The organism is Runella sp. R5_40 (assembly GCF_057652295.1).
This window is the reverse complement of sequence record NZ_JBYFCH010000026.1, coordinates 1-12,053: the sequence shown is the minus strand read 5'-3', so window position 1 is coordinate 12,053 and position 12,053 is coordinate 1. Positions and strand designations below refer to the sequence as shown.

At 42.8% G+C, this 12,053-nt stretch carries 11 protein-coding genes and 1 pseudogene; 5 read left to right on the top strand and 7 right to left on the bottom strand.

What is annotated here, in order from left to right:
• Window positions 1-2: 2 nt before the first annotated feature.
• On the bottom strand, window positions 3-755 hold the full coding sequence (locus AC23N5_RS27440) for a LytR/AlgR family response regulator transcription factor (RefSeq protein ID WP_487757981.1): 753 nt from the start codon (window positions 753-755) through the stop codon (window positions 3-5).
• 255 nt (window positions 756-1,010) lie between these two features.
• Between AC23N5_RS27440 and AC23N5_RS27435 the strand changes: the two genes are divergently transcribed.
• Window positions 1,011-1,475 carry an ABC transporter permease gene (locus AC23N5_RS27435; protein WP_221225708.1) on the top strand — a complete coding sequence of 155 codons (465 nt, stop codon included), beginning with the start codon at window positions 1,011-1,013 and terminating at the stop codon, window positions 1,473-1,475.
• A gap of 37 nt (window positions 1,476-1,512) precedes the next feature.
• Entirely contained in the window at window positions 1,513-1,815 is a 303-nt protein-coding gene (locus tag AC23N5_RS27430) for a ribosomal protein L7/L12 (protein ID WP_487757980.1), read from the top strand.
• Window positions 1,816-1,886: 71 nt separating this feature from the next.
• On the opposite strand, the gene AC23N5_RS27425 is transcribed toward AC23N5_RS27430, so the two are convergent.
• The 4 genes from AC23N5_RS27425 to AC23N5_RS27410 form a co-directional block, all read right to left on the bottom strand.
• Window positions 1,887-2,492, bottom strand: coding sequence for a Uma2 family endonuclease (locus AC23N5_RS27425; RefSeq protein ID WP_487757979.1), 606 nt, complete (start codon window positions 2,490-2,492; stop codon window positions 1,887-1,889).
• A 95-nt stretch (window positions 2,493-2,587) separates the two neighbouring features.
• Window positions 2,588-4,780 carry a S9 family peptidase gene (locus AC23N5_RS27420; protein ID WP_487757978.1) on the bottom strand — a complete coding sequence of 731 codons (2,193 nt, stop codon included), beginning with the start codon at window positions 4,778-4,780 and terminating at the stop codon, window positions 2,588-2,590.
• Window positions 4,777-5,565 carry a M48 family metalloprotease gene (locus AC23N5_RS27415; protein WP_183977868.1) on the bottom strand — a complete coding sequence of 263 codons (789 nt, stop codon included), beginning with the start codon at window positions 5,563-5,565 and terminating at the stop codon, window positions 4,777-4,779. Before AC23N5_RS27415 ends, AC23N5_RS27420 begins: the two co-directional genes overlap by 4 nt.
• Before the next feature lie 69 nt (window positions 5,566-5,634).
• Window positions 5,635-6,873, bottom strand: a complete 1,239-nt coding sequence (locus tag AC23N5_RS27410) for a NupC/NupG family nucleoside CNT transporter (RefSeq protein WP_028526213.1) — start codon at window positions 6,871-6,873, stop codon at window positions 5,635-5,637.
• Between the two features lie 251 nt (window positions 6,874-7,124).
• On the opposite strand from AC23N5_RS27410, the gene AC23N5_RS27405 reads away from it, so the two are divergent.
• Entirely contained in the window at window positions 7,125-9,398 is a 2,274-nt protein-coding gene (locus AC23N5_RS27405) for an aconitate hydratase (protein WP_183977870.1), read from the top strand.
• 203 nt (window positions 9,399-9,601) lie between these two features.
• Here AC23N5_RS27405 and AC23N5_RS27400 read toward each other — a convergent pair.
• Window positions 9,602-10,579 (bottom strand): annotated as a pseudogene (locus tag AC23N5_RS27400) (IS701 family transposase).
• A 197-nt stretch (window positions 10,580-10,776) separates the two neighbouring features.
• On the opposite strand from AC23N5_RS27400, the gene AC23N5_RS27395 reads away from it, so the two are divergent.
• Together AC23N5_RS27395 and AC23N5_RS27390 are read left to right on the top strand one after the other, a co-directional pair.
• Complete coding sequence (locus AC23N5_RS27395) at window positions 10,777-11,223, top strand: hypothetical protein (RefSeq protein ID WP_487757977.1); 447 nt, start codon at window positions 10,777-10,779, stop codon at window positions 11,221-11,223.
• Window positions 11,223-11,504 carry a hypothetical protein gene (locus AC23N5_RS27390; protein WP_487757976.1) on the top strand — a complete coding sequence of 94 codons (282 nt, stop codon included), beginning with the start codon at window positions 11,223-11,225 and terminating at the stop codon, window positions 11,502-11,504. The genes AC23N5_RS27395 and AC23N5_RS27390 overlap by 1 nt, the downstream gene beginning before the upstream one ends.
• Window positions 11,505-11,510: 6 nt before the next feature.
• On the opposite strand, the gene AC23N5_RS27385 is transcribed toward AC23N5_RS27390, so the two are convergent.
• Entirely contained in the window at window positions 11,511-11,900 is a 390-nt protein-coding gene (locus tag AC23N5_RS27385) for a transposase (protein ID WP_487758019.1), read from the bottom strand.
• Between the last annotated feature and the right edge of the window lie 153 nt (window positions 11,901-12,053).

Below are 12,053 nucleotides of genomic sequence, written 5' to 3'. Positions count from 1 at the left end.
TGTTAAACGCGAATACCAGCAATAAAATCATCAAACTCTTTGACTTTTTCGCGGGCAATGGGCACACTCAAACCGTTCTCAAATTCGACAGAAGCACCGTCTTTTTTGTTGTATTTTCTAATTTGGTGTGTATTGATTAAAAAAGAGCGGTGAATTCGATAAAAGCGCGCGTCGTTATTGAGCAATTCATCAAATTCTTTGATTTTTTTACTAACCAATGTCTTTCCGTTTTTGGTGACGACGTGGGTGTAGGAGCCATCGGCTTCAAAAAAGAAAATATCCTCCAATTGCACAAAAACAAGACTGTCTGACATCGGAAGGGCTATTTTTTGAAGCGTAGTAACGCTTAAATTTTCTCGTAACGTTTGGAAGCGTTGCGGCAATTGAGGCTGTCCAATGAGCTTGGTTGCTTTCTCAACGGCGGCTACAAGTTTTGAAATGCTAACGGGTTTGAGAATATAATCCACGGCCGAAACTTCAAATGCTTGGAGTGCATATTCCGAATAAGCAGTACAAAAAATAACCTGAAAAGTAGGCTGATTGAAGTAGTCAAACAAGGCGAAACCGTTTTCTTCGGGCATTTCGATGTCCAAAAATACCAAATCGACGGCGTGTTTATTAATCAATTTGACGGCCGATTTTACGTCAGCGGCCTCTTCAAGTACGCGTACTGCGGGGCAGTGTTCCGAAAGAATTTGCCGAAGTAATGAACGCGCCGAGGGTTCATCATCGACAATAATTGCATTGACGAGCATAGGTAGGGGTTGAAACGAACGGCTAAAGATACTTCATGTTTTGGTATATTTTAAAAATCGTACCTCTGTTTTTGGGTTTATGAATTGAAATAAACAGTTGGTGGATGGTAGCCTACGTTTCGTGAATTGGGAAAAGGCAGCGGAGTTCTTCCGTGTACTTTTGTGCTGTCAAATCGCTAATCAATTTTAAATCAAATTATTACCTCTATTCTTACAATGAAAATAGTATTGAGTTTTGTCGCAACCCTTTTGACAATGAACGTAGCTTTTGCACAAGCGGCACTTGAATTGACGGAAGACAAGCCCTCTGCATTGAATGGTATTGAATTTAGTTACACCATTCGTAACGAACGTACCGAAGAGACCTATTCGCGTTATGAAGTGTCGGTCGTAGCACAAAATAAAAGTGGGTGTATGTTGATTTATTTCAAAAAAGAAGGAGATAACCTCAACAGTATTTTTGAAGGTGACCCGTCGGCTATTGCGCGTTTTGAATGTACGAATGCAACTGGAAAGCGCCTGACTTCTAAAGGTGCCAACGTAAAGGCTAAACCTTTCTACGTTCCGTACACGGTAAATGGCTCTACGACCAAAGTGGAAGGGGGATATTTGTTGAAAAATGGCTCACGGGTTTCTACAGACCTCATTGTGATTGTGCCTAAAGGAGAACGCCCCAAATTCAAAGTTCGCCCGCAAGATTTTGCTGAATTGACTGACTAATTATTAATAAATGTTGCACTTTAAACTTTCTTCAAATATGAAATCATTTCTTTTTCTTGCCATGTTGTCGTTCTCAACATTGTTGATTGCCAAGCCATTAGCCAATGTTGTTGAAGTTAAACAAGAATACCTAACTGTGGTCCTATTACAGCCAAAAGATCAGAAAACAGTTGCTCGCGTAACCAAGGTCATTGCCTCGGTATTAGGAATATCTCAGAAGGAGGCGAAAGCTCTTGTGGCAAGTGCGCCTGTGGTTGTCTTCAAATCACCTTTGAAAGATGAAGTATATTCAATACACAGTGCCTTGGAAGCGGCGGGAGCTGAAGTAGAAGTAAAATAAAGTAGATAGGGTGTTGGGCATAACCACCAGTACGTTCGGTATTGGTGGTTTTTTAGCATTTGAGTCAGGTCTTACTGGATTAACTTCCAATTTTCTTCGTCAAAGGGCAAAAACTCTACGCCCAAATAAATGTCCTCAAGCGAAAGTTGTACATCGATTGAATGAAGTGGAACGGTATCTTGCAGGTTATTGTAAGCGCGGTATTCCCAAACGTCAAGCGTATTTTTGAAAAATACTTCAACCAAAGGCAGGTATTGGTGTACTAAAACGTACTCTTTTAGGGTGTCAATCATGCGATAACGCATAAATTTCCCCCCACGGTCATAGGCTTCGGTATCTTGTGACAATACTTCAACAATCACAACGGGGTTATTGGCCGCATTCTTTAACTCTTCAAAATAAGTAACCTTGCCACAAACCACCGTCACATCTGGGTAAACATAACGATTGCGTGAAGTCGCAACGCGTAAATCGCTGTTGTAGGTAAAGCAACGTTTTTTTCTGAGAGCTATATTTAAACTGGTGCCCACGTTATTTGAAATCAAACTATGCGTAGGTGTACCACCTGCCATGGCATATACTTCGCCGTCGTGGTATTCGTATTTGGTGTCCGTTTCTTTTTCCAACGCAAGGTATTCTTCGATACTAAAACGTGGCTGATATTCTGGTTGTCCCATATTGTTCCAATAAAATTTCAAGGTAAAGATACAAAAAAGCGGCTTACCCTCAATATGAAGGTGTAAGCCGCTTTTAGTTTTTCTTTTGGCAACTTTTATTTTGCTCCTGCTGGGCAGTGCTCTCTCAAATAGTTGGTAAACAGTGTATTTAAGTGCTTCGACGTACCATCGCCTTCGTAAATTCCGTGCGAGCGATTAGGGTATGGCATAAACTGAAACTGTTTGTTGTGCTTGATAAACTCATTAACCAATCGCTCGGCATTTTGATAATGAACGTTATCGTCGCCCGTGCCGTGGATGTACAATAGGTTTTGGTTCGATTGTAGTTTGTGCGCGTGCGTGATGGGTGAACCTGCCACAAAGTCTTCACGGTTTTCTTGCGGAATCCCCATGTAGCGTTCTTGGTAAATGTTATCGTAGGTCAATTGGTCGGCTACGGCAGCTACGGCAATGCCTGTTTTGAACAAGGCAGGGTATTGGAACAACAAATTGAGGGTAGAAGAGCCACCACCGCTCCATCCGTGTACGGCTACGCGGCTGGTATCAATGAACGAGTTTTTCTCAAACATAGCTTTGGCGCCCATCGCCATGTCACGGATATTGATGACGCCAATCTTACGATAAATGGCTTTTCTCCAGTTTCTTCCGCGTGGTGAAGGTGTGCCACGGTTGTCAACCGATGCGTAAATGTAACCATCTTTGGCCATGTCACCAGCGTAGAGTCCATTGCGCCCTGTTCCCCAGCTATCGCGGACGGTTGCGCTGGCAGGTTCGCCATAAACTGTGAAAACGATTGGGTATTTTTTGGTAGGGTCAAAGTTGGCAGGTTTTACCATCCAAGCATCCAACTCAATACCATCTTCGGTTTTTACTTTAAAAAACTCCACTCGTTTGGGAGCGTCGGCTTTCGCCGCCAATTTTTTTGAAATATCGTCGGCGTCTTTCAAAGCTTTGTGTTCGGGTAAACGAATCCACTCATTCATGGGCGATGTGTTGGCATTGGAAAACGAATGCGAAGCCCACATGGCGTTAGGAGAGAGGTCGTAGCGGTGCGAGCCCGACTGGTCAGCAGGGGTAACGCGCTCTGCTTTTTTGCTGCCATCGAGTGGGGCACGGTACAAATAACTCTGCGTGGCATTTTCGGGCGACGCCATGAAATACAACTGATTATTTTTTTCATCGACCAACACCACCGAAATAATGTCATAGTCGCCAGTAGTGATGCACTTTTCACTTTTACCGTCGCGGGCTACGCGGTACATGTGACGCCAGCCGTCTTTTTCGCTCATCCACAAAAACTCTTTTCCGCCGTTGATCCAATCCCAACCTTCGGGCGTTTCGCTCCACGAATAGCTACTTTTGGTTTCTACCCAAGCATCGTCGCGGTCGGTATAAAACTGGGTTGTTTTTCCAGTTTTGATATCGGCGGCCAAGATGCTCGATTCATTTTGTTTACGGTTCAACTGCTGCATAATGAGTTCATTGGCACTTCCCCATTCCATGCGTGGAATGTAGGTATTGCCAGGGTCACCAGGGGTGTTCATCCATTTGGTGAGGCCACCATTGGCACTTACAACTCCGATTTTGTAAGGAGAAGGGCGTTCACCCACTTTCGGGTATTCTACTGGAACGTTGAAAGCGTAAATGGAGTCGGTATTGTTAATCATCAAGAAGTTGCGGATTTTGGTGGCATCAATTTGCCAATACGCAATGTTTTTGCTGTCGGGGCTCCAACGGAAACCATCGCGGCAGTCAAACTCTTCCTCATATACCCAGTCAAACGTACCGTTGATGAGGCGGGTGGTGCCGTCTTTGGTGAGTGCGGTAATTTTGCCCGTGGCAAGGTCTTCCGAATACACATTTCGCTCACTTACGTAAGCTACTTTTTTACTATCGGGAGAAAACTTGGCAAACATAAGCGACGAAACGGGGCGGCCTTTCCCGAGTTGGGTAAGGGTATTTTTATCTAAGTCCAAAACCCAATAATCACCGCGTGTATCGTAGCGCCAAACGCGTTGGGTATTGGTATAGATGAGGACTTTACGGAAATCGTTAGAATACGTGTAACTACGTACGTTCAAAGGGTCGGTTTTGCCCGCTGGTGTAAGTTGAGCGGCACTTACGACCACTTTTTTTTGCAAATCAGGCAGGTTATACTGGACAATTTCCTTGTTTTCTACGCGATAGTAGGCATTGCCGTCTTTGGTCCACTGGACACCACGGTTGAATTGTGCGAATAACGTACTGCTGATGAAGAGAAGTGAAAGAAAAAATGAGGTGTGTTTCATTGGTTACGGTATTTAGCCATTGCTTCTTTTATTTTAACGATTCGATTTTCGGGATTTGGGTGCGTGCTTTGAAACTCGGCGGGGCGCTCGGAGCCACCAGCTTGGGCCAAAATTTCCATGACCTGAATCATTGCTTCGGGGTCGCGCCCTGTTTGAATCATGTACTTAACCCCAAAATCATCGGCTTCCAATTCGTCATCGCGTCCGTATTTTAGGTTCATTAAGTTCGCGACATACTGGGCGATGTAAGCGCCGCTACTGGGGGAGTTTGGGTCAGACATCACGGTCGAAGCCGCTCCTGCCAATCCACCTACCAATTCTTGCTTGGCCATTTGCTGGGCCGAATGCCGCCCTACCACGTGCCCAATTTCGTGTCCCAAAACTCCCGCCAATTGGTCTTCGGTTTTGAGTCGTTTGAGCAAACCCATCGTGATAAAAACCTGTCCGCCTGGGATGGCAAACGCGTTGATGGTTTCGGGGTCAGCCAAAACGTGAAAGTCAAATTGGTAAGGAGAGTTTTTGGCTTCGGTATTTTGAACGATGCCTTGCCCTACTTTTTTGGCCAAAAATTGCACTTTTTCATCACGGTATAGGCCGCCATACTCGGCCGCCATTTGGGGCGCACTTTGTAAGCCGATGGCAACTTCTTCTTCGGGCGTGAGACTTACTTGTTGCTTTTTGCCCGTTACGGGATTGACTTGGGTTTTGCTGAAATACCCAAAAAGCGCCACGACAGCCATGATAATCCCAATCAAAAGCCGTCCACCAATTCGCGTACGTTGCATAGATGTTTAGGGTTGAAAATCGAACTTCCCGAAAGGTACAACTTTCGGGAAGTTGAACGGTGAAAAGTATTAAAATAGTAGCCCCGCAATCGTAGCCGACATGTAAGAGGCTAATGTGCCACATATCAGGGCCTTAAAGCCCAAACGTGCCAAGTCAGACCGACGGCTCGGAGCCAATTCACTGATGCCACCTACTTGAATGGCGATGGAGCTAAAGTTGGCAAAACCACAAAGGGCAAAACTGGCAATCGCAATTGTTTTGGGGTCGAGTGTTTCTTTGATTTTTACAAGGTCAAGGTAGGCTACAAACTCGTTAATAACCATTTTGGTGCCCATCAACGAACCCGCAGCTTCTACGTCTTTGGCTGGAACACCCATCGCCCACGCAAAAACAGAGAACACTTTACCTAGAAGGAAATCGAGGCTTAATTGTGGAAAAGCAAACAATCCCCCTGCTTTGCCAAGGCAATAATCAAGAAGGCCAATCAAGGCGATAAAACCAATCAGCATCGCAACCACGTTGAACCCTACTTTAAGTCCTTCGCTGGCACCTGCCGCAATGGCATCGAGGAGATTGGCGTGGGCTTTTTTGATTTCTAATTTTACAACCCCTTTGGTTTCAGAGTTTTCTGTTTCGGGAAATACAATTTTGGCAATTACCAATGCCCCTGGCGCAGCCATCAAACTGGCCGCAATTAAATAGGGAGCAGGTACACCTAATTTGATATACGTTGCCATAACCCCGCCCGCGATACAGGCAAAGCTACCCGTCATGGAAGCCAAAAGTTCCGAGTTGGTCATCCCTTTTAAATAAGGCTTAATCATGATTTGGGCTTCCACTTGTCCCACAAAAGCCGAGGCTACGTTTGACAAAGCTTCAGCACCGCTGACGCCCATCAACCATTTCATCAGGCGTGCCAATACCGCCACAATGCGTTGCATCAGGCCAATGTGATAGAGCATATTGACCAATACCGCCACAAAAATGATGGTAGGAATAATGCTAAAGAAAAAGATAAAGCTATTGCTTTCACCAAATGCTTTGCTGAGAACGGTGGCATTGACCAGCGGACTAAATACAAACTCGGCTCCTTTGTCAGAAAAGCTCAACGTTTTTTGGACAGCACGTCCGAGCCAGTCGAAAATATTTTGTCCGACGGTCGTTTTTAAAATAAATACGGCCAAGCCAAACTGCAAACCGAGCCCTACGCCAACCGTGCGATAGTTGATGGCTTTGCGGTTGTTAGACATGGCGTAAGCAATGCCCAAGATAAAAACGATACCAATGAGTCCAGTAAAACGTTCCATGAAGTGTATTTGGTGACTTATAGTTAGGTTTAAAGTTGATTGAATCAAGCGAGTAAAGATAGGAAGGGCATTTGTTTTTTGGTAATTCTTCGCCCTTTTTCCAAAAAATACTACCTTAATTTGCCCCAAATTGGGGTAAAATTTGAACGATAGTACGACTTTCTACAACTATTTAGCAAGAATTTTAGGGTATTTTGCTTTACAGTTTGTAGTTTTATGGCTGGAAAATTAACTCATCCTATATTAATACCATGGCGTTATTCGATTTAGATATGATGCAGGGCCTCTACGCAAAACTCGGTGAACGAGTGGAGGCGGCTCGTAACGTAGTAGGACGTCCTTTGACCTACACAGAGAAAATTTTGTACGCTCACCTTACCCAAGGTGATGCCACTACTGTTTATGAGCGCGGCAAATCATACGTTGACTTCGGACCCGACCGTGTAGCTATGCAAGATGCCACTGCTCAGATGGCCTTGTTGCAGTTTATGCAGGCTGGCCGTCCGAAAGTAGCAGTTCCTTCAACAGTACACTGTGACCACTTAATTACTGCCCAAGTTGGGTCTTCGGAAGACTTAGGCAAAGCGGTAGTTGAAAACCAAGAAGTGTATGATTTCTTATCGTCGGTTTCTAATAAATACGGCATCGGTTTCTGGAAAGCAGGGGCGGGTATCATTCACCAAGTAGTGATTGAAAACTACGCTTTCCCAGGCGGTATGATGATTGGTACCGACTCACACACCGTAAACGCGGGTGGTTTGGGTATGATTGCGATTGGGGTAGGTGGTGCCGATGCGTGCGACGTAATGGCGGGCCTTCCTTGGGAGCTTAAATTCCCTAAATTAATCGGGGTTAAATTGACAGGTAAACTCAATGGCTGGACTTCTCCAAAAGATGTTATCTTGAAAGTAGCGGGTATCCTTACCGTAAAAGGTGGAACGGGTGCTATCGTAGAATACTTTGGCGAAGGAGCAACTTCAATGTCATGTACGGGTAAAGGTACTATCTGTAACATGGGTGCTGAAATCGGTGCTACGACTTCGACGTTTGCTTACGACGAGTCGATGGAGCGCTATTTGCGCGCTACGGGTCGTGACGCCGTTGCTGACCTTGCTAACTCGGTAAAAGAACACCTTACGGCGGATGCAGGCGTTTATGATGAACCAGAGAAATACTTCGATCAAGTAATCGAAATCAACCTTTCGGACCTTGAGCCACACTTGAACGGGCCTTTCACGCCAGATTTGGCTACGCCAATTTCTAAAATGAAAGAAGCCGCTGCGGCCAACGGCTGGCCAACCAAAGTGGAGGTAGGTTTGATTGGTTCTTGTACCAACTCGTCGTACGAAGACATCGCTCGTGCGGCTTCATTGGCAAAACAAGTAGCCTCTAAAAACCTTAAAACCAAGGCTGAATTTACCATTACACCAGGATCTGAGCAAGTTCGCTACACGATTGAGCGCGATGGTTTCCTCGAAACATTCGACGAAATCGGCGCAAAAGTGTTTGCTAACGCTTGTGGACCTTGTATCGGTATGTGGGCACGTGTAGGCGCTGAAAAACAAGAGCGTAACACCATCGTTCACTCATTCAACCGTAACTTCGCCAAACGTGCCGATGGTAATCCTAATACGTTGGCGTTTGTAGCGTCTCCAGAATTGGTGACTGCGTTGGCCATTGCGGGTGACTTGACGTTCAACCCGTTGACGGATACACTTATCAACGAAAATGGCGAACAAGTAACCTTGGACGCGCCAACGGGTGACGAGTTGCCACCGCGCGGTTTTGACGTAGAGGATGCAGGATACCAAGCACCAGCAGAAGACGGTAGTGGTATTCAAGTAGCAGTTTCGCCAACGTCAAATCGCTTGCAGTTGCTTGATCCATTTGCCGCTTGGGAAGGTACTGACCTTAAAGGTTTGAAATTGTTGATCAAAGCCAAAGGCAAGTGTACAACTGACCACATCTCAATGGCAGGTCCATGGTTGAAGTACCGTGGCCACTTGGATAACATTTCTAACAACTTGTTGATTGGTGCGGTTAACTTCTTCAATGAAAAAACGGACAACGTCAAAAGCCAAGTCACAGGAGAGTACGGGCCAGTTCCTGCTACCCAGCGTGGGTACAAAGCCGCAGGAGTGGGCACGATTGTAGTTGGAGATGAAAACTACGGTGAGGGTTCATCACGCGAGCACGCGGCGATGGAGCCACGTCACTTGGGCGTTCGTGCGGTATTGGTAAAATCGTTTGCCCGTATCCACGAAACGAACTTGAAGAAACAAGGTATGTTGGCCTTGACATTTGCGGACAAAGCAGATTATGACAAAATCAAAGAAGACGATTCAATCGACATCGTTGGATTGACAGAATTTGCTCCTGGCAAGCCACTTACGTTGGTTCTCAACCACGCTGATGGCTCAACCGATGAAATTACGGTAAACCATACCTATAACGAACAACAAATCGAGTGGTTCAAAGCAGGTGCGGCCCTTAATATCATTCGTGCGCAAGTAGCAGGAAATTAATTCATCTTGGTTTTATAATAGACCTTCCAAGGGCAGCTATCTATGGTAGTAAAACTTGGAAGGTTTTTTACCTTATAAGTTAAATGTAGGTACTTGAAATGTGTTTATGGATTCAAAATTTGCCTTTTAAGATAAAAAAAGTGATAATAAACTTCAATTTAAAAGCTATGCTTTGGAAAGTATAATTGTAATTTCTATAGGAGTTACGCAAAGTCTGCAATAAATTCTCTTTGAACATCTCTAAATAAGACATTTTTCAGGTCATAGATTGAGTTTAGAAAACTATTTAATGTCAAGGAAGCGAGTTTTTGAAAAGCCTTCAAAACACAAAATAAATGCGTTTTAATAGCTTTTGTTTTCCTAACAAAGAACTTTTCGGCTTGGCAACATTGCTTTATCGCCCTAAAGAAACTTTCTACATTCCAGTGAGTTAGGTGAATGTCTTCAAATTCTTGCCGACTAAAAAATATAGGCTCAGATATATCTTCTTGTGGTTGATACAGTGCATAGTGTCTCGCGTCTCCGTTTGTGGAAACTGTCCGAAACACCTGCACAAAACCATAGCCTTGTAGATGAGTATATAGGCCATTTTCTTCGATGCAAACATTTTTAATCTGTTGATAATCAAAAGGGTTACCTGAGATAATTCGATTACTTTCAATCCCCAAAAGAAAATTGATTTCAAGATTTCTAAGAAATTTCAAATTGTCTAACCCACTCTACCATGAATCTGCTGTTACCCACTTAGGACGAAGTCCCCAGTTCCAAACTTCTTTGATCATTTGACGGAAATAGTCATTTTTTGTCTGTTGATCCGTTTTGTCATAGACCCTGAAATTCACAGGTACGCTATAACCGCTTTTTGAAGTATAAACCAAGACTATTAAGTTGATTCCTTGGACTACTCGGTGGTGTTTACCTGAGTAAAATCTACTGACCAAGTCGGTTGTCCCTTGCTTTGTGTAGGGCTTGTCTAAGACAGAATCATCAGCACTTAGTGTACCACCATATAGGTCAATAGACGTATAGACAGATTTAAACAAATCTTTGCCCGTAAAATTACCACTTAATAAAAAACGATTTACTGCGTCATGACTCATCGTCAGCACATTGGAAGCTTTGACGCAACTACTCCCAGATGGGCTACTCATTAAATATGCAACGTATGTCCCTATATCCATAGCTTTTTGGGGCTTTAAATTAGTCTATCGTTAACACATATTTGCAATCAACTGCGTAACTCCTATTTCTATTATAAATTTTCTTGAAGGAGTATCAAAATCTAAAAAGTCAAAGGGGTGATTTAAACCAACTCTTTGTCAAAGAATAAAAAACTATGAAGTGCGAGGTTAAAGATTATATAAACTTAAGTAAGAGGTTGTCAGAGCTACAATGTACAATACCAACAGGATTTTTATTTCTTCCTGAGAATATTGGTGATGCAAAATTAAGTTCAGATTTTGTATATACTGACACTGCAGCAACACTTAAAAAACTTTTTAAAAGGGCCAATCTTCCAGCCAACTTTATTGGAGAAGAAGGTGTTTTATTCAGGCAAAGAAGATCAAATGATATTTTTACACCAATTATTTTTATAACAAATGCGATGCTTAGTCAGCATCCCGACTTAATTTCACTCGGAATGAATGTTTTATCAAGCTACATTTACGATTATTTTAAAGGGACTTTTGGAAGTCCAATAATTAAATTAGATATTGTGATTGAAAAAACACCTGATAAAGAGTATAAAAAAATTCAATATGAAGGAAACCTTGAAGGTTTAAGTAGTTTGTCAGATTTATTAAAAGATTTTATTAAACCGTAATGAGCCCATTTTCAGAGCTTGATGATTTTGTAAATAGGTATAATGAATGCCTATATAATTCTCAGTTAAAAGCCTTTTTTACAATTGATATTGACCAGCAAAAGAAGGCAGTTCTGTCTATTGATAAATTAATTGAGGAAATTGAGCTATTGAAAAATATAAGTATTTGTAATAAAGAAGAAAAAAAATCTAATTGGTTTCTTTGCTGTCAACTTATTGCTAAATCCATAAAGTATGAACTATTGATGCTAATAAGTTTGAAATATGATAATACTAATTAAATATTATTATGTCGTATTTTTCAGATAAGGGAAACAGGTTATTGAAGTAATCTTTCCCTCCTCATGACAAAGCTCTTTTACAACTTTTTGAATACACTTTTGGGCAAATTCTAGCGTTTCAAAAACTTTGTTTTTCAGGCTCTTACGTATTTCCTTGAACAGGCGCTCTACAGGATTAAGTTCTGGACAAGCAGCGGGTAGTTTTTCAAACACAATCCTTTGTTTATCAAAGAGTTCTTCTTTATGAGCAGTTGCCCCGTCGGCAATAAAAAGGGCTTTTTGTGACAAGCCTTTTTCGGTTAATTCTTGCTGAATTTTAGCCACAAACCATGCAAAGCATTTGCTGTTAAGTCTGGGTAAAAAAGCCCCAAACCCTTCGCCTGTAAATGGACAAATCGTTAGGTATAACGGGGTCGCCCTTTAGGTTTGTACTATGGTAAAATTTCAAGATTGAGTATTTTTAACAAACAGTACCCTTTAGGTTTGTACTATGGTAAAATTTCAAGATTGAGTATTTTTAACAAACAGTACCAGAGTGGGCTTCCCTAT

What these genes read in the sequence shown, in the direction of transcription:
- AC23N5_RS27440 (WP_487757981.1), bottom strand. Translation starts at nt 755, where the DNA reads ATGCTCGTCAATGCAATTATTGTCGATGATGAACCCTCGGCGCGTTCA.
- AC23N5_RS27435 (WP_221225708.1), top strand. Translation starts at nt 1,011, where the DNA reads ATGAACGTAGCTTTTGCACAAGCGGCACTTGAATTGACGGAAGACAAG.
- AC23N5_RS27430 (WP_487757980.1), top strand. Translation starts at nt 1,513, where the DNA reads ATGAAATCATTTCTTTTTCTTGCCATGTTGTCGTTCTCAACATTGTTG.
- AC23N5_RS27425 (WP_487757979.1), bottom strand. Translation starts at nt 2,492, where the DNA reads ATGGGACAACCAGAATATCAGCCACGTTTTAGTATCGAAGAATACCTT.
- AC23N5_RS27420 (WP_487757978.1), bottom strand. Translation starts at nt 4,780, where the DNA reads ATGAAACACACCTCATTTTTTCTTTCACTTCTCTTCATCAGCAGTACG.
- AC23N5_RS27415 (WP_183977868.1), bottom strand. Translation starts at nt 5,565, where the DNA reads ATGCAACGTACGCGAATTGGTGGACGGCTTTTGATTGGGATTATCATG.
- AC23N5_RS27410 (WP_028526213.1), bottom strand. Translation starts at nt 6,873, where the DNA reads ATGGAACGTTTTACTGGACTCATTGGTATCGTTTTTATCTTGGGCATT.
- AC23N5_RS27405 (WP_183977870.1), top strand. Translation starts at nt 7,125, where the DNA reads ATGGCGTTATTCGATTTAGATATGATGCAGGGCCTCTACGCAAAACTC.
- AC23N5_RS27390 (WP_487757976.1), top strand. Translation starts at nt 11,223, where the DNA reads ATGAGCCCATTTTCAGAGCTTGATGATTTTGTAAATAGGTATAATGAA.